General features: G+C 44.6%; 28 protein-coding genes. 5 read left to right on the top strand and 23 right to left on the bottom strand.

Annotated features, from left to right (window positions below; genetic code table 11):
- Positions 1–104: 104 nt before the first annotated feature.
- The 4 genes from PSF28_RS17280 to PSF28_RS17265 form a co-directional block, all read right to left on the bottom strand.
- Entirely contained in the window at positions 105–1,544 is a 1,440-nt protein-coding gene (locus PSF28_RS17280; RefSeq protein WP_136135613.1) for an IS1182 family transposase, read from the bottom strand.
- A 109-nt stretch (positions 1,545–1,653) separates the two neighbouring features.
- Entirely contained in the window at positions 1,654–2,955 is a 1,302-nt protein-coding gene (locus tag PSF28_RS17275) for a hypothetical protein (protein WP_131680348.1), read from the bottom strand.
- Positions 2,956–3,106: 151 nt separating this feature from the next.
- Entirely contained in the window at positions 3,107–3,526 is a 420-nt protein-coding gene (locus PSF28_RS17270; protein WP_239509702.1) for a hypothetical protein, read from the bottom strand.
- 3 nt (positions 3,527–3,529) lie between these two features.
- Positions 3,530–4,423 (bottom strand): hypothetical protein, encoded by an 894-nt coding sequence (locus PSF28_RS17265; RefSeq protein WP_136135298.1) that lies wholly within the window; start codon positions 4,421–4,423, stop codon positions 3,530–3,532.
- A gap of 725 nt (positions 4,424–5,148) precedes the next feature.
- Here PSF28_RS17265 and PSF28_RS17260 point away from each other — a divergent pair.
- The 4 genes from PSF28_RS17260 (at position 5,149) to PSF28_RS17245 (ending at position 7,592) form a co-directional block, all read left to right on the top strand.
- The gene (locus PSF28_RS17260; RefSeq protein ID WP_094962241.1) at positions 5,149–5,670 is read left to right on the top strand and encodes a hypothetical protein; all 522 of its coding nucleotides are present in this window, start codon (positions 5,149–5,151) and stop codon (positions 5,668–5,670) included.
- Positions 5,671–6,032: 362 nt separating this feature from the next.
- Positions 6,033–6,272 carry a DNA polymerase III subunit theta gene (locus tag PSF28_RS17255; RefSeq protein ID WP_131680346.1) on the top strand — a complete coding sequence of 80 codons (240 nt, stop codon included), beginning with the start codon at positions 6,033–6,035 and terminating at the stop codon, positions 6,270–6,272.
- Positions 6,273–6,315: 43 nt separating this feature from the next.
- Positions 6,316–7,131, top strand: coding sequence for a hypothetical protein (locus tag PSF28_RS17250; protein WP_136135299.1), 816 nt, complete (start codon positions 6,316–6,318; stop codon positions 7,129–7,131).
- 197 nt (positions 7,132–7,328) lie between these two features.
- Positions 7,329–7,592, top strand: a complete 264-nt coding sequence (locus PSF28_RS17245) for a hypothetical protein (RefSeq protein ID WP_131680344.1) — start codon at positions 7,329–7,331, stop codon at positions 7,590–7,592.
- Here PSF28_RS17245 and PSF28_RS17240 read toward each other — a convergent pair.
- The 5 genes from PSF28_RS17240 to PSF28_RS17220 all read right to left on the bottom strand — a co-directional run bounded on the left by PSF28_RS17240 (position 7,576) and on the right by PSF28_RS17220 (position 10,899).
- A complete protein-coding gene (locus PSF28_RS17240) occupies positions 7,576–8,076 on the bottom strand; it encodes a hypothetical protein (RefSeq protein ID WP_131680343.1) in 501 nt (166 codons plus the stop codon). The genes PSF28_RS17245 and PSF28_RS17240 overlap by 17 nt on opposite strands.
- 8 nt (positions 8,077–8,084) lie before the next feature.
- Positions 8,085–9,347: a translesion error-prone DNA polymerase V subunit UmuC gene (umuC, locus tag PSF28_RS17235; RefSeq protein WP_131680432.1), complete on the bottom strand. Its 1,263-nt coding sequence runs from the start codon at positions 9,345–9,347 to the stop codon at positions 8,085–8,087.
- Positions 9,347–9,763, bottom strand: coding sequence for a translesion error-prone DNA polymerase V autoproteolytic subunit (gene umuD / locus PSF28_RS17230; RefSeq protein ID WP_131680342.1), 417 nt, complete (start codon positions 9,761–9,763; stop codon positions 9,347–9,349). Before umuD ends, umuC begins: the two co-directional genes overlap by 1 nt.
- A gap of 70 nt (positions 9,764–9,833) precedes the next feature.
- Positions 9,834–10,184, bottom strand: a complete 351-nt coding sequence (locus tag PSF28_RS17225; protein ID WP_131680341.1) for a hypothetical protein — start codon at positions 10,182–10,184, stop codon at positions 9,834–9,836.
- A 4-nt stretch (positions 10,185–10,188) separates the two neighbouring features.
- Complete coding sequence (locus PSF28_RS17220) at positions 10,189–10,899, bottom strand: GntR family transcriptional regulator (RefSeq protein ID WP_131680340.1); 711 nt, start codon at positions 10,897–10,899, stop codon at positions 10,189–10,191.
- Positions 10,900–11,085: 186 nt separating this feature from the next.
- On the opposite strand from PSF28_RS17220, the gene PSF28_RS17215 reads away from it, so the two are divergent.
- Positions 11,086–11,760 (top strand): helix-turn-helix transcriptional regulator, encoded by a 675-nt coding sequence (locus PSF28_RS17215; RefSeq protein WP_165568266.1) that lies wholly within the window; start codon positions 11,086–11,088, stop codon positions 11,758–11,760.
- Positions 11,761–11,785: 25 nt separating this feature from the next.
- Here the strand turns inward: PSF28_RS17215 and PSF28_RS17210 are convergent, their stop codons facing one another.
- The 14 genes from PSF28_RS17210 to PSF28_RS17145 form a co-directional block, all read right to left on the bottom strand.
- Positions 11,786–12,283, bottom strand: coding sequence for a hypothetical protein (locus tag PSF28_RS17210; protein WP_163768297.1), 498 nt, complete (start codon positions 12,281–12,283; stop codon positions 11,786–11,788).
- Between the two features lie 216 nt (positions 12,284–12,499).
- Positions 12,500–13,654, bottom strand: coding sequence for an acyl-CoA dehydrogenase family protein (locus PSF28_RS17205; RefSeq protein ID WP_131680337.1), 1,155 nt, complete (start codon positions 13,652–13,654; stop codon positions 12,500–12,502).
- A gap of 9 nt (positions 13,655–13,663) precedes the next feature.
- Positions 13,664–15,097 (bottom strand): FAD-binding oxidoreductase, encoded by a 1,434-nt coding sequence (locus PSF28_RS17200; RefSeq protein WP_131680336.1) that lies wholly within the window; start codon positions 15,095–15,097, stop codon positions 13,664–13,666.
- A 30-nt stretch (positions 15,098–15,127) separates the two neighbouring features.
- Complete coding sequence (locus tag PSF28_RS17195; RefSeq protein ID WP_163768294.1) at positions 15,128–15,976, bottom strand: GNAT family N-acetyltransferase; 849 nt, start codon at positions 15,974–15,976, stop codon at positions 15,128–15,130.
- A gap of 198 nt (positions 15,977–16,174) precedes the next feature.
- Positions 16,175–16,528 (bottom strand): hypothetical protein, encoded by a 354-nt coding sequence (locus tag PSF28_RS17190; RefSeq protein ID WP_165568265.1) that lies wholly within the window; start codon positions 16,526–16,528, stop codon positions 16,175–16,177.
- Positions 16,525–16,851, bottom strand: coding sequence for a hypothetical protein (locus tag PSF28_RS17185; RefSeq protein WP_131680333.1), 327 nt, complete (start codon positions 16,849–16,851; stop codon positions 16,525–16,527). The genes PSF28_RS17190 and PSF28_RS17185 overlap by 4 nt, the downstream gene beginning before the upstream one ends.
- Positions 16,851–17,414, bottom strand: coding sequence for a hypothetical protein (locus PSF28_RS17180; RefSeq protein ID WP_131680332.1), 564 nt, complete (start codon positions 17,412–17,414; stop codon positions 16,851–16,853). The genes PSF28_RS17185 and PSF28_RS17180 overlap by 1 nt, the downstream gene beginning before the upstream one ends.
- Positions 17,411–17,926 carry a hypothetical protein gene (locus tag PSF28_RS17175; RefSeq protein ID WP_131680331.1) on the bottom strand — a complete coding sequence of 172 codons (516 nt, stop codon included), beginning with the start codon at positions 17,924–17,926 and terminating at the stop codon, positions 17,411–17,413. Before PSF28_RS17175 ends, PSF28_RS17180 begins: the two co-directional genes overlap by 4 nt.
- Entirely contained in the window at positions 17,926–18,345 is a 420-nt protein-coding gene (locus PSF28_RS17170) for a hypothetical protein (protein ID WP_131680330.1), read from the bottom strand. The genes PSF28_RS17175 and PSF28_RS17170 overlap by 1 nt, the downstream gene beginning before the upstream one ends.
- Positions 18,346–18,353: 8 nt before the next feature.
- Positions 18,354–19,028: a hypothetical protein gene (locus PSF28_RS17165; RefSeq protein WP_131680329.1), complete on the bottom strand. Its 675-nt coding sequence runs from the start codon at positions 19,026–19,028 to the stop codon at positions 18,354–18,356.
- A gap of 121 nt (positions 19,029–19,149) precedes the next feature.
- A complete protein-coding gene (locus PSF28_RS17160) occupies positions 19,150–19,512 on the bottom strand; it encodes a hypothetical protein (protein WP_131680328.1) in 363 nt (120 codons plus the stop codon).
- A gap of 122 nt (positions 19,513–19,634) precedes the next feature.
- Entirely contained in the window at positions 19,635–19,982 is a 348-nt protein-coding gene (locus PSF28_RS17155) for a hypothetical protein (RefSeq protein ID WP_131680327.1), read from the bottom strand.
- Positions 19,983–20,125: 143 nt separating this feature from the next.
- Positions 20,126–21,007, bottom strand: a complete 882-nt coding sequence (locus PSF28_RS17150; protein ID WP_131680326.1) for an AbaSI family restriction endonuclease — start codon at positions 21,005–21,007, stop codon at positions 20,126–20,128.
- 49 nt (positions 21,008–21,056) lie between these two features.
- A complete protein-coding gene (locus PSF28_RS17145; protein WP_163768291.1) occupies positions 21,057–22,655 on the bottom strand; it encodes a class I SAM-dependent methyltransferase in 1,599 nt (532 codons plus the stop codon).
- Positions 22,656–22,866: the final 211 nt, after the last annotated feature.

The raw sequence follows: 22,866 nt of genomic DNA, 5'->3' as shown, positions 1-22,866 counted from the left end.
ATAAAAAGGCAACCAAGAGGTTGCCTCAGATTGATGACGAACCCCATGTTTTTAGCATGGGGTTTATTGTTTTAGCGACCGAAGGTCGCGATCGCGATATTTTTCTAAAATTCCATCGGCGATATTTGTCTTGGCCTATATTTCGTTCTATATAAGGCTAATTGACCTTTCATGTGTCCAAAAATATAAAAAAGAAGCGCCAGCAGCGCCATCTTCTTGATATTTTGCGCTGTGGCCGCTAATAAGCACTGCATTTGAACTTTACTCAGCCCACGGAACCGCGCATAGCGGTGACCATGATGTTGTTTGGCATCCGCAAAGCTTCTTTCTACCGTCTCTTTTCGCCTTGCATACACTTTTTTTCCCCATTTAGTCAGTCTTAACGCATTTGACCATTCCTTCGCTTCCTCCCAGACATGTCGGGTCACGGTTTTTTCGGCCTTCTGATTTTGCGTACAGGATGAACGATGTTCACAGCCTTGGCATTGCTGACGGTTTGATTTGTAATGCTTATAGCCATTTCGGTCGGTTGTACAGTAAGTGAGCTGTTCTCCAGCGGGACACACATACACATCGCGCTTCGCATCATATTGGAAGTGTTTCTTTTGATACGTATTTTGGCCTTTATTGGGGCGTCGATAACCAGGCACGAGAGCGATACTCATTTCTTTCGCAAGGTGACAAACAGGGGCGGTAAAGTAACCAGCATCGACGCCTGCTGCCACGGTATTCAGGTTAAAGCGGGCAATTTGTCGTTGCAATCGACCAATATAAGGTTGGCTATCATGGACATTGCCCGCTGTAACGTGGGTATCCATGATGATGCCATGTTTGCCATCCACGGTACGATGGTCGAGGTAAAAGAAGCCTTTGGGCTTGTTATCCCGATGCATAAAACCACTTTCAGGATCCGTCGTGCTCACTTTAGTGTTTTTGACGGCGCTGTTTCCGTTGGATTTTTTTGCGTCGGGTAACGGCTTTTTTGCATGGTTTTTCCGGTCTTTTTCGACGGCAGCATTGAGCTGTTCAATATATTCACTTGGTGCAATGGGACGCTCTTCGTTAATGGCTTTGCGCGGGTTTGCATCCGCTTTTAAGTGAGTACTGTCGGTGTAAAGGACTCGTCCATTCGCCATGCCACCACTAATGGCCTGCTCAACAACACGGTCAAAAATCTGTTGGAAAATCTCACTGTCATTGAAACGACGAATACGATTTTGGCTAAGAGTTGACGCATCGGGGACTTTTTCCGTTAATCCCATACGAAGAAACCAGCGATAAGCCATGTTGACTTGGATTTCTTTCACTAACTTACGCTCTGATGGGACACCAAACAGATAGCCTAACAACATCATTTTAATCAGGCGGACAGGATCAATCGCGGGACGGCCATTATTCGGGCAATAAAGGTGGGCAACGGCATCACGAATAAATTCGAAGTCCATAATAGCATCGACTTTGCGAACGAGATGGTCTTCAGGAACGAGTTCATCAAGAGTGACAGTTTCGAACTGATATTGTTGAGGAGAAGGTTCTTTTAGCATATCGGTTAGCTCATTATTTGCACTAACCTTATTAGATCAAAGTCCTCAATAAAAAGCGAGGACTTTGTCAGCAGTCTGAGGCAACCAAGAGGTTGCCTTTTCTTTTGGGTCATCCCAGTGGGTGAGGATATTTGAGCCACCAATCGGGTGAATGCAGGAAGTTTCCTTTTTCCGTCCAGCCAGCCCCGATCAGTTGATCTTTGACAAAATCAGGCTGTCTGCGCAGCGTGTCAATGGAGACCTCATTGACAATGCAGACTTTGCCTTTTTCGCCCTCAACGTCACTTTTAATGTAACGCGAGAGGCCGATAAGTTGAATGCGTGAGCAGATTGCGCCTGCCGTTCGATCCATCTTTTTAGCGATTACGTCTGGTGAATGATGCTCCCCAAGCAACGTGAACAAAAATTTGTAGTTGCCGGAGAACCATAATTTACCGTTGCGCGTTTTTTCACGCGCAGGTGCGGGTTGACGTTTTTGACTGGCGTTTGGCGGTGTTGAAGCGGCGTTCTCGACGGGTTTTTCTGCCAAAGGGGCAGCTTGCGGCTCGGCAGCCTCAATGGCCTGTCGTTTGGCATTAACGGCCTTCAACAAACTGGCTGCGGCCAGCAAGTTATCATTACTGTGGACCGGGGCTTTCGTTTCTGTGGATGAAACCTTCAGCGGCCATGAACCTGGCACCAGATCAGTGATCTGGGTTGCGTCAGACCACCAGGTTGGCGCGGTTAATTGCAGACCATCAATGAGCCAGCCATTATGCAACATAGGCAGCACATCAAAATAACGCATCTTCGACAGCACTCGCGGCTGAATAGTCGCACACATCCAGACCTTGGCTTCTCCGGAGTCTTCTGCGGTCCCGACGCGTACCAGCCCCATGATTGAAAGTTGCTGTATAATGTTGGACATACTGCGCATGAGAACTTGGGTCAATGCTTCTTTACTTGGCCGCTGTGATAGCGCAGCCAGCATCATGCCCACATCTTCCGGCGTCCAAGGCTTACCGTTATTCAGTAGGTGGACAGTGCGTCGGGTAGGCGCGTTAGCATCATCGTTATAACGAAACGCGAGAGCAGGGCGTGATGTCCACCACTCAGGCGACCGCAATGATTGCTCACCACGCCATACCTGTGGGGCCCATCCCATTTCGGTCAGGTTACGATAAATGCCTGTCATCGTTTTTCCCAGGCAAGCAATACCGACCTGGTGATTCGGCACCAATGTTATCTGGCTGAGGTCATCAATGTTTTCACAAACGGCAATATACAAATCCATTGCAATACACTTGCGTTGAATTTCTTCTACGTCCTTACCGATAACTGACGATAAGGCTGTAAAAGAGTAGTTATCCTTCAGCCCCTTCACAAGCTTGAGTTCGTCAGTAATCGACCACGCGATGTTCTCTTGGGTCATGTTGAGATCCTAGTTGATTACTACAGTGCTGATATTTTAACCGAGGCAAAGTCATTATCGAAATTTCACGACCTATTTTACACAGAGTTATGTACAGAATTTGTGGATAAAATGACGACTAAAAAACTTGATTTAAAATTTACAGGCATCATTAGCTTTCCAGTTTTAAGCTGACGTGCAGGTCAACGGTATCTTGGCAACCTGGAACATACCTCGGCCAATCAGTTGCATTTGCCTGTTTTATAATCACCGCATCAAATCCAAACTGATCAGCAGTGAGGTCAACAACAAAATCAGTATTATCCGCTGTTGCTTCACACCAATAATGACCATGTCGGGAAGACGATGTAAACAAGCCACCATCGGTGTCACCATCCCCACCACGGATCCGTGTTGGATAGCCACCTCGATTCAACATTGTAGCCAGCATCAAACTGGCATAGAGGCAGGTTCCCTTTGTAGAAGTGACTTCGCAACGAGCCAGTAACCCGTCTAGAATGAACCGTGCTTTCCGAGCAATCTCTACCAATGAAGGTGATGCGAGAGGAATATTTAGGTGGTGAGGGGTCACGGATCACCCCTCACTCAACAGGCGTTGAATGGAAGCTCTGACACGCAGGATAGTTGCGCGTTCAGTGATTGAACTGAATCCTTTGGTGTTATGCTTACGCTCAAAAATATCTTTTTCCCTGGCGGATATATACCCCTTCTCCTGCGCCTCAGCTAATTTGACAGCTAACTGATCAGGGTCTGAAATAACAGAGATACGAGTAGAACTAACCTCTCCAAGCGCCAGCGCTTCAGCGGAGATTTCTGGTAGCGACTTGGAAATTCCAGCGTTCATCATTTTTGTTTGGATGTTTGCTCTAATAGCGTGTTGTTTGACCGATATTTTTTTCATGGGAAAGGTCCGCAATGCGAAGTCCTTTTCCCACTGATTGATTACATTCTGTTCGAACGCGGTTTGAATGTGACTTGCACCGTAGACCAATGCGCGGTTTTCCTCGCCCATTTCGGCTAGTTTGGCATTGATAGTTTCACGCGTTTGACGCTGTTTCTGGGTTAACTTCCGCTTGTCGATGTTGCTCAGGTAAAACTCAAATTCCCAGGGCGTGATCACGGATTGAGCCAGCGCCATTTCAAGTAATTTTCGACTAGCCGCTTTCGTACCGTCTTTAGATATCCTGTCTATAGCATTGAAAATACTATCCGAACCTAACAACATGAATTTATTGACGCAGCAATTCCCGACGCGGGCAGTCTTATTGTTCGTTTTATTTTTAATAACGCAAATCTTGATAATTGGCTGGTGTCCGCACAAACACTGGTCAGCTACCTGAGCCCGAAAAACTTGCTGCAACGACCACTCGGCACGGGCATTATCCCAGTTTTCAGCCGTGGACATTCCAGTAATGCGCTGCATTAATTGGATATGCTTGTAACCTTTTGCTTCGTTGTTCACGCTCATTATTTTTCCGGTCAATCAGGTCCTTATCAATCGCTGTAGGGTATAGATTTTGACAAAGCAGGGTCAACGGAAAAGGGCTTCGCATTGCTGACCTTTTCTGCAAAGCTAACACTACGTTAACAACTGAATAATTATGCATTAAAGTTGACTGAATGGAGATGGCATTTAGAGCATAAAAAAGGGGTGACTCGTTAAAAGCCACCCCTCGCACTGGATCCCCACCCAGACATACAATGCTTTTCATTCGCATGCATTGATTTAAATCATACATTTTTAAAAATTAGATGAAAGTCTTTTTTTAGTCAAAAAATGCATAATTCGCGAATGAGAATTTGATTAAAAAAAGTGTAGTAAAATTCCCATGATTTTTCCATCGCTTACCGCAAGTATATATTTGCTCGACATAATTTGCATTTTTACGACCTTGGGTCGCATTTTTGCATTACGATTTACCTATGTAAAATGTGGTCATAAATCGAGCTTTTTTTAACAATTCAGTTGAAATTTAACACCGCCATAATGCACCAACCATAGTAGCTTCCTCATCCTATCGCTGGACCAAAATTGGCAATCTCCTTTGGAATAGGTCGCCTCCCTAGCAAACTAGGTATTTCTAAACCCAGACATTGTTTCTTGAATTTTTACGCGCGATTTAGGTTAAGTCACTTCGTCAGATTTTGGGTATGGCTTACCATTTTCTCATTATCGGACTAAAGGAATTCACCATGAGCAATGCAATTGATAAACAGATTTCTGCCGCTAACTTAAACGCCTTCGGTTGGCAGTTGGGAGATCACATTCACTCAACACCTTTTACTTCCCATGTTTTTTATCTACGAGACTATCGTGATAATCAAGTGCATTTGGTGACTATTGGGCAGCAGGACTTTAATTCAGCACGCACAAACCTCGATGTGCCCATTGGTGCTCATGTGGAGGCGATTGCTCAACTCATTAAAAAAAGCAACAAAAAGGCATTATCGAAAAAGCATGCTGGCGCGCTCAGCTTTGCATTAGTGAATTACATCAAAAATACCGGCGCTTATCGGCAGTGGCTCACGTTGATTTCGCCTGGCGAACGCATGCACGCAGTCATGAATATCTATAGCCAGAAAAACGGCCTTGTGAGACTGCGTCCATTCATCATTCGCCATGAAGAGTTGATGCTTACACCAAACGATGTCATGCAGAGCACTGAACAGATTTTCGAGATGGATAACGCCAGGAATCCTGAGTGGTTTAATTAACCTGAACGCCACTTGACAGTAAAAAAGAGCACTCGGTTGTGCTCTTTTTTTGGAATGACGTACAATGACTGGACTTGGTTTGCACCTACTGGAAAACGATAGAGAAGGGCATACACACCATTTAACATATTGATATTAAAGGGATATCAACTCATCGTTTAACATAATCTTTATTATATGTATCGCGTTAACAAATTTAACATTTAGCTCATTCGTGTGCATTTGAGCCTTAAAGTGGCAGAAATAGCATTCGAATCTGAAAAATAATAATCAGCACAACTCGAATATCTTCAATATGCATGGATTTATTCTTCAGCCACATTATGATTGGAGTATTAATGTATTAGTGAAAGGAATGGTGCATGGGGCATAATCTGGCAGAATTATCAAAAGAAGAAATGGATAAGGTTAATATTGACCTCATCGCTTCAGGCGTTGCTTATAAAGAAAGGCTGAACAAATCGGTACTTGATGTGCAGGTGGAACAAGAGCAACCAGAACACCTCAGAGAATACTTTCGAGAGAGATTAGAGTATTACCGCAAGTTTTCCGAGACACTACCTGGTGCGGGCTATTACGCAACGCCGGACAGCAAGGCATAGCGCTGGAACTTACACTTTTAACCTACTTTTATATGGATATTAAATGACGGAATTAAACAAAAACGACTGGATCATTGAAGCTGATAACTCTATTAAGAATGTCTTAGCTAATGCACTACAAAACATGAAAAATGGTTCTTGGGATGAAAATCAGATAACAACGAACGCATTGAATGCTATTGGTAGGTTAGGGAAGAATTTGAAATGGGAATCGCAAAACCAATCTACTGTTTGGGAGTCATATAAGCAAAAAGGCAAGGCTGAGACAGATTCAGGGGACGTGCTTTTTTTTATTAATGTAATCTTATCTAATGAGGTGACCCTCGAGGGGGTAATTTACTACGAAGCAAAAAAAATGTATCTAAATGAAAGATTAGAACCTACAGGATACTCAGCTTTTGACTACAATCAATTGCACAGGATATTATGGCACTCAAACTATACTAACATATTACTTTACGATGTAAGCCTTACCTCAAGTACCAATGATGAATGCCCGGCACGCTCAGTTGGTTCGTTTGCTTTACCAGCCCATTTTGTTTACTCCCTTCAAGATGGTTCGAGTAGATTTAATTCTCAACAATCCAAAGAACTACCAGGCTTAGGCAAGCCGTGGGCAAATTTTTTGGCTGATAATTTCTCTGGATTTGGGCTAGATTACCATCCTGAAATCGTCGAATTTGCAAAGAGATACATATCTACAAAGCATCCACTTTTACCTGAAAATATAGTCATAGCCACTACAAGTAAAACCCCAGAGATAGAGCCTGAATTAGACCGCCGCATCATTAATTCAGATTTATATATCCCCTCCAGTGAATATGTAGGCAGGGATGACATTCATCATACAGATAATTAATGAAATCAGGTGTTTGTGAGAAGTGAAATTTTGGTATTATTGTCGTGGGTGCTTGAATCATTCTGGTTCGAGCATTTGCAAGTCCCAGAAAGACGAAAGCCCCGAATTATATATGACAATAATTCGAGGCAGACCCAAACGTGACAATTTGATTCTGCCTCCTTTAACAAAAGGAGGAAATAATTAAGGAGTATGACATGATCGATTCAGATAAAATTAACTTGCGCATTAGTCAAATGGGAGCGATAGGTGCTTTCGAGCATGCAAAATCCTTAGCTTGTGAATTATCCCCTAAAGATAGGACTAATATAATGGCCGTTTATATACCTTATAATGAATTAGTTCTACAAGATTGCAAAGAACAGCCATTTACTGCAATGAAGGCTAGTTGTGCTATCAATCAAATTTATGAGTCATTAACCCTTAGAGACAGCAAGATCAAATTTAATCAATTATTTTAATATGGTCCAACCACTTATCATCCTTACGTGAATATACTGAAATCGAATTAAATGAGCGGAGTGGGATATCAGAAAGAATCGCCCCCTCCAATTTAGGTATAAAATTCCTACGGCCCTCCACACCTTTTTTTGTGACTTCCTCAACTGACAAAAAGCATTCCTTAAAATCTTCAATGTTGATAGATATCCATACAAGATCTTCATGTCCGAAATACCTCCAATTAAATACCCAATTCCACTTATTTCGGTGATTTCTATTATTTAGAAATCTTTCAGTAACAAACCTAAAATCAAAAACACTAATTCCATTGATCGTTCTAACAATCGGATATTTATCCTTCTTACCATTACCAGTTCTATCTTGGTCAGGTATGTCTGGGTTGACCTTAATGAAACCGACATTCTTAATAGTTTCAAATCGGCTGTATGTTGTTACATGGCATACCTGGCCCAATAGTTGGATAGGAAATTTAGTTAATCTCATGATTATCCTTATAATTTAGCAATAGGAATGTCATTGATGTTTGTTGTATATTCCGGTGACAGCATGCTGCGCCTCATTCCCCAGGAAGTGTCACATCCTTTTCCAGCAAAGCCAATATTGAATTTCCCAGAGCGATTCATGTTATCCATTAGTGCCATCAACTCTTCACTTCTTTTAAAAGGTTTAGAGGTAGAAAAAAGATCGAATTGAGTAATACTTGAGCTAGAGAAATCAGATAACATCACACCCGCTCGATGGTATTGATACCCTTCCCGCCAAATTACCTTCAAGGCTTTCACTGCCGCATTGATGATATCCCTCGTATCTGCACTAGCGTACACCAGTCGCTCAGTAGCCCGATTGCTATACAAAGGGCCTGGCGAGTAATGGCTTGTGCCAAGAAACACGCTGACAACCCCACATAGCTGTTTCTCTGCCCTCAACTTTTCACTAGCCCTCTCAGCATAGGAACAAATAGCCTGATGCATTTCGTCATAGCACTGAACTTTTTTGCCAAACGATTTTGAAGTAATAATTTGTTCTTTTACTTTCCGCACTTCTTCTATTTCTATACACGACTCGCCGTTGAGCTCGCGAACCGTTCTTTCGACGACAACACCGAAGGTTTTACGGATCGTAGCGATATTGGCATCGGCCAAATCTAATGCGGTGTTAATGCCCATCATATGCAGTTTGGCGGAAATGCGACGCCCAATCCCCCAAACTTCATCTACCGGTAATAATGACATCAATTTTCTTTGTCTGGATTTTTGGCTTAATTCCACAACACCCCCGGTTTTGCTCCAAGACTTTGCTGCATGATTAGCCAGCTTGGCGAGTGTTTTTGTCGGTCCAAAACCAACACCAATAGGGACATGGGCTATCTGTAAAATGTCTTTTTGAATGGTTCGACCAAATTCCTCATATCCACCCAACCCTTTGATTTCAGAGATAATTAGAAACGCCTCATCAATTGAGTATATTTCTATAACATCCGAAAAAGTGGATAACACAGACATAGTCCTGTCTGATATGTCCTGGTACAAGGTGTAATTTGAAGAGAAGACTTGAACGTTGTTTTTTTTAAAGTAATTTACATTTTCAAAGTACAGCGCACCCATTTTAATACCCAGCGCCTTCGCCTCCTTTGAACGCGAGATTACGATATGATCGTTATTTGCTAGGACAACAATAGGCATACCTCGCAGGCGCGGGTTAAAAGCGGACTCGCACGAACAATAGAAGCTGTTAATATCGCAGTGTGCAAACATCATAACGTTTTGTGAATAACGTAGGTCACGACACCAAAGACGGTGAACTCGGCCCAATCGGATATAGGGATTGGAGAAAAACTTGGGTTCATCGGGAGAAGTGCAGGAAAAGGCGTTTTTTGAAGTTTTTTGATTGTAAACTCACCATCTATGGATGCGATGATAATGCTACCGTCATGAGCCTGAAGGCTACTGTCAACGATAACGATATCCCCATCGCTAATATTGGCATCAATCATTGATGTGCCTGACACTCTCAAAAAATAAGTTCCTGCCGGATGTGTTATTAATAATTCATTCAAATCTATGTTTTTTTTGGCGTAATCAGACGCGGGGGATGGAAAGCCTGCGGGGATTAGCGTTTCAAAAAAAGGCAGTTTTATCCCCGTCGGTAATTCACATAATGAAAAATGCATAACGCCACCTTCTTTAGATACTGTGATTATGTACAGTATTATTATTCAGGGGCGAATAATTGTCTAGTGGCTATTTTGTGATGTTATTCCGATAATGAACATACTCACGATACAAAAGCATTATGCACCCACCAGCGACAAAGCCTGTAATGCTATTTTGATACCCTTCCGAAGGAGGATATCCAGTGATAATAGCGAGCATGATACACGGCACACCAACCAATATAACTAACGTTCTTATGATCTTGCCTCTATCCATCAGCATTAAAAATGCTAAGCCTAGCAGGAAGCCAAGAAGTGTAATTGTATTAACACCTTCAGTTACGATCCGGACTGCGATTAAAGCCACAATAAATATTGCGATGAACAACTTAATTTGTTGGCTTCGGTATAAGTAACTAATGAATTCGAATAGCCGCATCCTCTCAACCTTTCCCGTGAACATCCATATACAATTTTAAACCACTGTCGATGGAATTTGTAAATATCTTAATGATAAGATCCGAATTTCTGTTGATAAGGGCATCACGCAAAGGGAAATAGTATTTAGGCCATTCCTCCAAGGAAGTGGATTCATACAGAAAGTGGAAGCTAGGCCCAACATTGACCCAGAGTTGCGTAATTAACGCCATAAGCTCAGGGGAGTCAGAATGTGTAAACATCCGCAATCGTAATACCCAATGTAATTGCACGGCAGTTTTAATATCCCCCGACAAGTGAGCCACTTCGAGATCGCGAGTCAATTCCACCAGCGAATTCAGTGCGTCGTCGGACATGCTATTTATTGATCGAGTGATGGCAGGCAACTCCAGTAATTTCCGTATACCCATCAATTCAATAAGCCGGTCAGGACGAATATCCGGCACCAAAAAGGCGTGGGAAGGAGAGACGTCTAACGCCCCGTATGACGAAAGTCTTACCAGCGCTTCTCTTACAGGGGTAATACTCATATTTAAAGAGAGTGCAATGTCTTTGGTGACCATTTTTTGCCCTGGCGCAAGAAACCCAAGAATTAAGGCGCACTTCAGACGATTTTCAACTTGTTGGGTTAGGCTGATTCTACGTGGAGGTTTGGCGTTTAATGAGGACAGGATCTGGTCTGAAATATCACTGAGTTGAAACTTATTTTTATTCATACTTGAAATTCTCGCAGCATTTTAACCTAACTAAATATTTTTAGTAGCATTTTATTAGAATGGAATATTCTAATAAAATCAATTTTCAGAAGTAATGGGCTATTTCATTGTCATGGTTCGTGATGATTTTTGAACGAACGACAGGTATTCTAAGGGAGTCATGGCAATGTGAGCTCTGAGGTTACGGTGAAACGATTACTTAGCATAGACAACGTTGAAATTGTTGAGCAAATTCAGGGAATTTCAGAACTACTAGGATGCAAAGGCTTTTCCTATGCCGTTCAGCCTAAAAGCAAAAAAGGTGACTCTATAATCGTCTCGAACTTCCCACAACACTGGCAAACCCGATACGAAAAGCTATCATTTCATCACATAGACCCAATCATGACCTGCGCAAAAAAAAGCATGCAGCCTTTTCACTGGGCTGATGCTGGCAGCAAACCATACCAAGATGTCAGAAATATTCAGATATCCGACCATACGATCCCTGGTGTGCTGAATGGATACACGATACCTTTACATGACCACATGGATAATGTAGTTGCCTTCAGTGTCTGGAGTGACAGCTCATCCCGTAAACCTTACCACCCAATGAGTGATGATATATATCGTAAAATCATCAATCTACACGGGATGGTGCTGAACAACAAAAACAAAGTGGCTGACTCAGAATTACACATTCTTAGCACTAGAGAATTACAGGTGCTGTTCCTGTACGAAAGCGGAAAAACCTATAGAGAGATCGCACATAATCTATCAATTTCCGAGAACACGATCAAATTTCACGTAAAGAATATCCTAACTAAATTGAATTCTAGTAACATGAGGCAAGCCATTGTTGCGTTAAGAAAAGACTTCTGAGTGTTCTCTAAATGGATAAATGAGTTCAGAAAGAATCACTATACACTCGCTCAGATTTTGCTCCGAGCTTTTCACAAATCTCGCGCCTAATAAACAAGCAAACATCTCGCTTACCAACCAAATAAACGTCATGATCGGCCAAACAAGTGTGTGTATAGGATAATTTCGTCAGCAAAGCACCAATGCCACTTAGGGAGTTTGACTCTTGATTTAATAGGTGTAAATTGATTGAAATGCGTTTCGGAAGCGATTCCAGAATATCTCTTTCATAAAAGTCATTTTCAGACCTAACCGCCCAATAAAAGCTCACCCTTCTATCCGAATTTCTATTTGCTTCAGTGAGCAAAATGGAACGAGCATATGAATAACCAGAGCCAAAGGCAAGAACAATGACAGACTTAGAGTTGTCTGAACGAAGCCACGCCTCCCCCATAGGCCCAACAACAGCGACGCTATCACTGACCTTTAATTTCTTAAGAAAACCATTCGGCTTCCTAGTGTCAGCGATATGCAACTCGATCATTCTGCCTGTTTTTTCCGGAGATGCTATCGAAAAATACCCTGATCGACCGCATTTTAAAATGACCTGGACATATTGACCTGACCTATAATTCATCTCTGATTCGAGTCGTATTACCACTCGACTTATATGAGAGTTTAAGGAACTCATACTAGATACTGTAGCCATGACCATCTTTGCCTCACGTTATAGGCTGGGGAATCACCCAGCCTATACGCATCAAATGAACAAATTGCTTGATTGATTGTTGAGAAGATATTGCCCGCACTGCTGAACAATAGACTCGCCAGCGACTGCGTGCTGATTAATGGTGTAGCTATCACGTAGCCATTTATCCAACGGAGTTTCGTTTTTATATATCGACGCGCCACCCACTAGATCATAAATAGCTGAGATAATTTGGCGGGAAACCTTGAAAGCTTGCTGCCTTGCCAGGGCAACTGCAATGCGGTGCATGTCGGTCAGAGGCTCTTTACCTACTAGACCATCCCATTGCTCACCCAGAGATGAATAAACGGCACATCGTGCGCTATAGAGCTCAATTTCACACCGTGCAAGAATCGCCTGCACTCGCGGACTTTGCTTCCAGGAAACAGACAGTGAGCGATCGTATTTATGCTCAGCAAGACTGATCGCATAGTCCAGAGCAGCACGGGCCATACCGAGTGGTATTCCTGCCATATTACGCAGGATGGCATCAGGAACATCGTGTAAAGGCCCTTTTCGATAAGGCTCATTGAAACTAAAGCTGTGCTCGTAAGGAACGAACATGTTGTTGGCGCAATAATCACGACTTCCACTTCCGGCAAGGCCCGTCGTGTGCCAATTATCCTGCAAGTCGTACTCTTCAGGTTTCGCCATCATAACCCGCCAAATTGGATTTCCGTTGCGATCAACGACCTTGTTACCGTCCTGATAAACGAAACATCCAGCACTGAGTATATCGCAATGACTTAAGCCACTACCAAACCGCCAGCGGCCGGAAACACGATACCCACCAGGTACAATTTCTGCTTTACCCTGAGGATGAATCCAGCCTGCCGTTATGGAATCAACGGTAAACATTTCACGCGCTACAGGCTCATCTATAAAGCCTGAATAGATGCCAGAGTCACTGCCAATCATTGCACACCAAGCCACAGCAGCATCACCAATAGCAAGTTGCTCGATAACCTGAGTTTGCTGAGGTGAGGTCAATTCCAGACCTCCCCATTCCAATGGAAAATTCATCCTGAATACGCCGATCTCCTTTAGCCTGTTAACAATATAGGTAGGTAATCGGCGCTGCTCTTCGAGCGATCGACCTTCTGTTGCAACTTCTTTTGCCAGCTTTTTTGCATCAAATAACAATGATTCGAATGAGATTACGTGCATTTCGCTCACCTATAAGTATCTGTCATTACTGATAATGTTATTAGGATCAATAAATTGTTTTAATTCACGAACAAAGCCTCTTTCTCCTTCGCCGGGAGTGATGAGATGCGCCCAATTGGCATGCTCAACGCCCAGTCGGTAAGGGATAAAACCTTTTGCCGTAAATTTTTCATGCAATTTACTTAAAGCAGTTAACGCATTAGCTGACTCTCTTTCGCTTTTTTTGAAAGCGATAGATACAACCAGGTCAATCACATCACCACTAAGGGCGTTGATCGTGGCCCCACAAAGAACCCCGGTTTCATTGTGAACCTCATCAATAAGCTGATAGGCCATTTCTAACGCATCAGCAGTAAAAGGAATTAACGGAAGGAAAAAGATCCAGCCAGTGCTTCCGGTATCAACTCTATCGTGCCGAACCCCCAGCGTTTTCCGAAGCAAAGTGTCATTTAGTGAGGAATCGCCAACGTGGGCAGCTTCAACCAAATTTGCGATCACATCAGGCCCAGGATAATTACCTTCAGTTACCGAATTCGATGTCACATTTGTAAATAACTGCGAAGACTCGCACATTTTTTTAATCAAATCGACTCGTTGTGCGACATCATCAGATAGACCATCCACACATAAGTGAACAGTATATAAACCGTCACTACCGCCATAGGTTGTGTTGGCCGTGGTATCGTATATTTTCAATACACCGCTACTCAGACCATTTGTCACCCATTTTTTCAATGTTTGTATTGCTGGTGAAAGTAGCTTTCGACTGAAGTTAAACCGGACTACACTTGTACTTTCAGGGCGGGTAGCTAGCTTTATTACCCCTGCCGTGACAATCCCAAAACTAGATTGCGTAAAAAATTGTACCAATGAGGGGCCTACACCATGTGGATATATAGGCGTTTCAACATGGCTAGGCCACCAGCCAACACGGATGGTTTTTCCCGTCGGTAATAGAACCTCAATACCGACAAGGTCTTCAGTTCGCTGATGACGAAGTCCCACCCCTCGATCCAACGCATTACCGAGGAAGCTAGAATGAGCAGAAGAAGCTGTTATGTTCAACATTTTTTGGGTGCCAATTAACAGCTCAGACAGATCTCCTTGGGTCACCCCAGGCTCAATAATTGCCCAGCCTTGGTCTGTATCAATTTTCCGTATTGCATTTAATTTCTGCAATTCAACAAGGTAGCTACCATCTGCAATATCTTCCCTAGAACCCAGCCCCCAGTTGTATCCAATACTGACAGGATGTAGCCGGGTATTAGGAAACTCACTTGCGCCAATCACTATTTGCTGTAGGTCAATGAGTGAGTTCGGCCGGAGAATGCCTTTAATTTTTTTACGTCGAAAAGCACTGACGTTATCTGGCAGGCGTTTAGCTCTGACAACGCACTCACCATCTACACGAGATTCGATATAGCTAAGGAAATCTTCTTTCATGGCATTCTCTTATGTTGAACAGTTGTTGTTTCAAGGATTAGTTTTGACGTAACTGAGTTGATCACTGAAAGTACCATCTTGATTAATCAGTCTGCTCTTACTGATTCCTTCAAGGACATAGCCAGCCTTGAGCGCGACCTTTTTAGAAGCTATGTTTTCTGGTTTAACCCCTAGTTCAAGTCGATTGAATCCACCATCAGTCATTAGCCAACCAGACAGCATTTTTAGAGCCTGAGATGCATACCCCTTCCCTCGGAACCCTGAAAAAACGCCGTAGCCAACATCACCAACTCTGGGAGGGACCACAGGTCGAAGGCTGATCCGCCCTATTAATTCCTGCGTCTTATTTTCGAAAATAGAGAGCATCATTTTTTTACCCAGCAACCAATATAAGTTTGCCAAACGGCAGTCTTTATCGAACTGTGAGAATGGAATGTCAGGATAGATAGACCAAAAACGAGTCACAGAATCGTAGTGGTCTTGGAACATACGAGCACCATCAGGTCGGGTTGAAATGCGCAGCGTTAACATACCATCGGAGAGGCCTTTTTGTGGGAATGGAGTGAACGACACGGGACCAGGCTCTGTGCTGGAATAATTCAGCACAACAACATCTACATCAGTGCCGCCGGGATCTTTAGACGTGATCAATCCGCAGGGGACAAGCCCTAACTTCAGCGCTGCGGCCACAGTTGGTAGATTGTCCGACTTAATAAGGCTCAGAACGGTTTTCCCAGCCCGTTCAAGCTCAAGAAATTGAGCAGCAAGTTTTAAGTATGCAGACTCGGGGTTAGAACACTCCCCAAGGGAGTGGTAAATGATATTTTTCGATATGGGGTGCCCACTAAATAATGATGAAACACCGTTGGAATCATTCATATGAACAACCCGGTGATGCATATTTAGAGAGTCTAAGACATGCTGAATGCTGTTACATAGCAGTGAGGAAGATGCGTGATGCAAAAAATTCATCGTTAAACCTGTGAGATGTTGTTTAGGCTAGGACGCTCAAAGCATATAGCCTATTCTTACAGGTTTAACCTACACAACAGGGTAGTTTTCTTTTGCAACACTCTTTTATGGTGCGGTGGTATTGATGGCCTTTGTCGCTATGTTTAGTTCCTCAATGGCAATACCGTCTAGAAGAATGCCTAATCGGGTTGCCAGATTGAGTCGGCCATTCGCATAGAGCCAGGCCATTGCCCCCATGCAATAGGATTCGCGACCAGAGGACTGGTACTGGCCTTCCTCTTTGTCTTCAGCTCCGCCCTGGTAAGTTGTCTTGTGGCAGAAGAAGACTTCCTGATCGGAAGAAAGCAACGTCCGTTTAATGTTGTCCAAACGCCCTTCTGCTAGCGGGATCCCTCCCGCCTTTTTGAATGGGCAATTCGCACAGGGTTTTTTAACGGCAAACAGTTTTTGAATGTTCACGCTTCTTTTTCCGTGTAAATGATGGACGCCCCTTTCCAGCGGTTAGCCATATTGATAATAAAGTTTGGGTCGATACCACGCACAGCCTCATCCGCCATGCGCTGTAAATCGTGTGGTACGCCGACAATATTGAGCGACATACAAAGACCTGAGGCGTACTCACTTAATAGCGTAGCGGCCAGCTCAGGCGTTGAAACACCGCGTGCGATTTCATCCCGTCGCGCGGACAATACAGCACCGAATTGGGCATAAACATCATTTCGAATAGCGTCAAGCAAATGCGGCCAAATAGTACCTTCGGGTAGATCACCGAGTCGATTCATCAGAAAATCCTCACGAGAAAATCAGGGGTTGATTGTTTGGTATAGATATTACCATAGCAAGGTTCACCATCGAATGATTCCCATCCCCAGGCGGAGTCTACTGGAGCACCTTTGAGCACCCTCTCAATGCGTGGCAGTTGAAGCTGAGCTTCGTCATGCTGTGCGGGGTTAGTCTGCTTAAGCATCGGTAGGATCCGATTACCCATTTCCCACAGGTGGAACAGGATACTTTCATTTACGCCAGGCCTTGCTATCGCATGTATCTCAGGGAGTATTCTTTGAATGCGGCTTAACTGATATTCCCAGTTCACATAAAGGTCAACCTCCGCCTCGATTGCTGTGCGGTCGGTAATGATATGCGCGCCGTAGATCCGGTGCATTAACACGACGACGTCCAGTTCACACAATCCGTCATTGAGGAAGTTGAAGGTCGGCAAATTGAAGTACATGAATTGAAGGTAAGCAACGGCCATATTCACCTGGCGCAAGTTCATCGTCGTTTCTATTGCGTAAAAATCATCTTTTCGAATGGCGTAAGTATGGGTAATGCGAAACTTGTTCATTGTTGTCTACCTATTTTCCAGTGTCCTGGGATCACATCGCTGACACGTAAAAGTGGTGCGTGCGCTCCATCTGAGGGATAACGTTCGTTCAAAGCGGTGAATACTTCATCGGCATCCATATCCGTGAGACGAAAATCATCCACCAGCCGACGAATCTTTTGCCCTTTCTGTTCCAACTCAACCAGTAATAGCACCACGCGGCACAGGGCTTGCTTGGCACTGGCCTGTGCGTATCGGAGTTCGGATGCGACGGTATTTGCTTCAGGACTGTTTGGAATGTTGAGTTGTAGCAGTGCGGTGACAGCTGAACGGTTATGTTCAAGGCTTCTTAGTAATGCTCTGAGCAATACTGGCATCGCACCAATATGATTTGGTGATGTCACGATATGAAGAGAGTCATTAATGATAAGCATTTCATTGGTCACTTTCCGTTGGTATGCACGATTATTGTTGTCCTGAACATACAGAAAACGGACCAATAACAAGATAACCGCGAGCAGCGCGTACACCATTATTCCACCCCGTACTTGCTGTCTACTTGTTTCGCTCGCGCAATACTCCCTGCAATCAGCTGCTCACATTTCTCACGTCGAAAATCGGGGTCAGCCCCGACATCGTTAAACTGCGCTGTCAGCTGTTCGGTATATTGCTCAACGGTTTCCTGCATTTTCTCTGTCATGGCCTGAGCTCTGTCATCGGAGCCATCTTCAGCACCGATCGCATTATGTAATGCCTTTTGCATTTGGCGGGCAACTTCTTTGCTGCGCGAACTGGGACTTTCTATGTACGCTCTGCATTGAGCAACTGAGGCCATAACAGCACCGTGGGAACCGGCGATTTCGCCGATAGCTTCGTTAGGCAAAGGCGCGGATTGTGCGGAGGCGCAGCCCAGAGATAGCGCTATGATGAATAGAGCGATAAGGGGTTTCATGGTTAACCTCATGGTTTGATTTCGACAGGCAAAGACAGCACTGCGATACGGTGGATAACAGCGGTGATCAGTGCGATGGGTACGACAGCGGTATAAACCAGCCAGTCACTATTGAGTGATGTGTATGACCACAATGCAAACACGGCCAGGGATAGCATTGCGATGACAATCATGATGCTGACGTTGCGGAACACGGCCAGGATGACTGATTTGAAGTTACGGAATAACGCCCCTTCACAGCACACTATCGCTCCGATGAACATGATCATCATTGGCAGAACGAGCAAAACAGTGAACGTCACCAGGCTGTACATGTTGAAATAGATTGGGAGCAATGACAGGAACTCTTGCGGCTGAGTAGAAGGTTCCATTATTAATGGAGCGGGAACCTGCGTGGCACCAGTGGCTGCACTGGCTGTTGGCATATAAAGGCTGAAGCACCATAGCGCAAATACCAGCAAGAATGTGGCAATAACACCGGTAAACAAAACCACAAGCAGGTTTCGGATGTGGTTTTTTATGGGGAGTCTTTTGCCTGTGATTTTTTGCTGAGTCATTGTCATCATGACCAGCGAGGCGATGAAAACAGGTTGCAGGATGAAAAAACCGATATCGGCCATAGAAAGACGTTGCATCAGTAACGCAAGCAATCCTCCGCCAACCAAGATTGGGACTATCAGCATGAGCACCCCATAAATGCTCACAAATGACTTGCACGTTTCGGTGAAAATGGACTTAATCGAATGGGTGCTAACTTTTGCATGTCGCATGGTAGACATTGAAAATCCCTAATTTAAATGTTGGTTATTGGCCGCAATGCTTTTGGGGCGACGGATGTGAAATGACATTGACCAGGTCACGGCGCTTTCGACGGGAGCAAAGGTCAACAACATTGGAAACAGAAGATTTGGAAAGTGAATCTACCACTTCAGCAGGACGATAGGCCTTCAGGCTAACCCCCTGGAATGTTAACGGGATCCCTTCCCCGCCATCTTCATTACAACAGCCACCGGCGAGCTCATGCAGTTTCATACGCTGCTTAATATCTGCGGCCTTTCGGCGAAACTCGTCCATGCTCCGACGATCTGCCAGGCACTTTTCCAGATCGTCGTTGCTCAATGTAAAACGGTAAACCATCAGCTTTAACCAGTATTTAAAGTTGTTCATGACTCTTCCCAAACGGTTTCGAATGGGTTAATTGTCTCATGCAACTACTGCTGACAAAGAACGCAAAGGAGATCGAAATGACCTCCTTTTTTGTGGTGAGTCTGAGGCTCCCGACTAACGATTTAATGTCCGGAAGCAGATGAAAGGTACTTTCTACATTGCTGGTGGATACGCCCAGCCAGTAAGATTGAGGCGTTGTAGTCGAGGATGTCTAATCCGAATGCTTTTAGCGTTTCATCGTTAGTTGGCTCGAACCATCGCCGGAGACCGCGACGACCGACTTTCAAAAACCAGGAAATGCCAGTGGCCTTGTCATGCTCTATGAAGAGTCTTTCCACACTTTGCTCATCGGTAATGATAAATCCAGCATCTTTGGGATAGATGAGGCCTGAAGCGCCAGGGGGGATAGAGGATGATTCTTTGGCGGAAAATGCCAGTCGCTTACCGCGCAAATTAACAAACTGAGTCACTCTGTTGTCCTGAATTTATAAATTCGCTGATAATGCAAACCACAGCAGAATGAAACCTGCTATAGGGTTAGCAAACTTTTTGAGGTCGCTATTTTACGCTGACGGGATACGGTGACGAAGGATAATAGCCGACAAAACGTCGGCTAAATTTTAGGGGGGTAAACGTTGACTTGGGTGTGAGTACGCTTGAACACTTTGACTTCATCGGATGATTGGTTGCTGTCGATAGCAAAAACACCTAGAAAGCGATACAGCGTGCGGTTTAGTTCATCACGGGAATGTGCCATAACAATGCGGTAATCCCACGTTTCCTGATAGTTTCTTGTTGCATTAAGGCTTTCTTCGATTATCTGCTTGCCGTCTTCCGAGAGTCCATTTTTCCACTCTCCAGCCTCATACAAACGAGGAAACCAAACCATTACGCGGCCTGTTAATCCGATGGACCGAACGACCTCAGCAGGCAGGGTCCAGCCACCTGATTGATGATGCCCCTCTCTGCGGTACCCAAAACATTGCAAAGCATCTCTGTGATAGCGGAAAACCGAGTTAGGGCCCACTGCCATGTAGCCAGTATGTATATGTTTTTTTGCTGAGTATCGTTCGTCATAGTCCCAGCGAAAAAATAGGCCTTGCTTTTCGAGATCTTCTTTTTTGTTTTTCACTAAACGGACAAATTCATCAACCAGTTTATTTACTTCGCTGAGGGTTATGTTACTAGCAGGGATCCGTTCCTCCTGGAATCCGGTTGCTTCAACGATATCTAATCGGCGCACGGCGTCAGCTTTTCTAGCGTCATCACTATCATGATGAGCCTCATCAATCTCAAGATAGAGGCTCAGCTGTGGAAACAGGAGATCAGCGAGATATATTTTCCCCAAGCTGTCTTCTTTTCGAATGCACTGTTGGCAAACGAACTCAATATCTGGGTCATCTAGCGTATGGATGACACGATTGATAATGTAGTGCTCCCAGCGTTTATGCGAAATTTTTGATAACGCACGGAGTATGTAGTCTGTTTTGCCCATGAAATTACCGTTAACGCCGTAGCATATCGAGTATGCTACGGCAAGAATATTAATAAAAATCAATGACGAATAGTTTAACGTTAACGCTTGTCTTATCAAAGGCGTTTTCATATTGTCCGCATTGGTGGACACTACAATCATCGTTCATTAGAGATTGCACACTCTCTTCTGTCGCACTGCCGGGAAGAACTGCAACGATACGGCCGCCAGGTTTCACGAATTGACGAGCATGCTGTAGGTGATGCTTCCAGCGACCGTCTGAGTATGGCGGGTTCATTAACACGCGATCGTACTGACCGAGTTGTTTTACCGTAGTGGTAAGGAAATCTTGCTGGTGAGTATCCCAACGCAAGCGTGAACAGATGGCTGCAACATGATTTGTCTCGACTCCCGTCACTTTGACCCCCTCAGGCAAGTTACGCAGAAGCGCACCAAAACCGATGCTAGGTTCAAGCAAGGTATCGCCCTCACTCGGGTCACATTCGTCCATCGCCGCTTTTTGGAGGTCGCCGGTTGTCGGGTAGAACTGGTGTGTTTTTTGGTCAGGTAAGGTGCCACTGATGGCGATCGCTTTAAACGCTTCCATCGGCCAGAATTCAAATTCGTAGACCTCTGGCTTAACCTCTACCGCGCCCAGGATACGGAAGATGCTATCAAGCTCCTGTTTCACCAGTTCAGCGTAATGGTATCTCCGAGGCATCACGATAGTAAATGGTCCCGCACCATATTGCTTCGCGCTATGTTGGTTGTTGCGCGCCATTTCAGCGAGTTCAGTGCAGGTTGGGAATGCAATCCGGTAGTCAATTAAATCGCCCGTGTACTGCGTGTTGCGCGTCGCTTTGCTACTTTTCCCTCGCTCTTTGAACTGAGGGATGAGGCCTGGCATCCGGTAAGCCAATACTGTATTGAGGTCATCGCACACAGCCTCTGATACCTGAATATGTACATTGCCATTCAGGAAGCCTTTGCAGGTCAGCGCGCCACCGTCTACCGATATCCACTCCCCCGTATTGTTACTGAGGGATTGCTCTAGCGCCCATTTATTGACGATCTCTGCGCCGGGACGGCCTTGCATTAGGCCGATAATTTTACGTAGGTCGCTGAGGTAATCCATATTGTCATAACCTCGCTTGTAGTCACGACATGGTAGGCAGTTGGTGATCACCATCTTCGGACTAAATCCCTGTGCTTTGTTGGTTTTGTGAAACACTGACAGATTTTTGAATACGCCTTCGACCATTTCTGCGAAATAATCTTTTTTCTCGGTCGTTAGGCTTTTAGCCGTGGCGAATACGTTCTCTTCCGTGAAGGCGACGGGCCGCACCGTGGCAAGTCGATCGGGAGAAGCTTTGCGCCACTGCCGAAGTGTGTTGTACCACTCGTCTTTACGCGCAGTGGGCATAAAATTACGCACGCCTGTAAGGTCAAGCACCTTTTGCCAGAAGGACTCGTCAAGTGAACAGGTGGCGCGCTGGAGATCAAACAGGCAATCAACGGCCAGTGTTGTCCCTATCGAATTGTTGCATCCGTCAGTGAAATAGTGAAATGCCTGACTATGGCGCTTGCCCATAACGGCGAGGTGTAATGAGTCAATTTCGCTACGTGCATCACGGTATTCAGCGAGAAGCTGCGTAAGTGCGTTGAACATACGAAACCCCTCGTGTGGGGTTAGGCCAGCATGATTACTATCCTCAGCTTGATACAGAGGAAGTATTGGTTGAAACTCAGCTGCGCGATTGGGCTCGTAGATTGCTAAATTGATCATGGGTACCTCACTGGAAAATAGAATTATTATCCGGTGGGTCTAACCGCTGACGAAGGGAGAAAGGCAAAAAAAAAGCCCCGTCCTAAACGAGGCA

The sequence above is a fragment of the Providencia sp. PROV130 genome (genome assembly GCF_028482225.1).
Lineage (GTDB): Bacteria > Pseudomonadota > Gammaproteobacteria > Enterobacterales > Enterobacteriaceae > Providencia > Providencia rettgeri.
The sequence above is the reverse complement of the archived record's forward strand: the minus strand, read 5'-3'. Positions and strand labels throughout refer to the sequence as shown.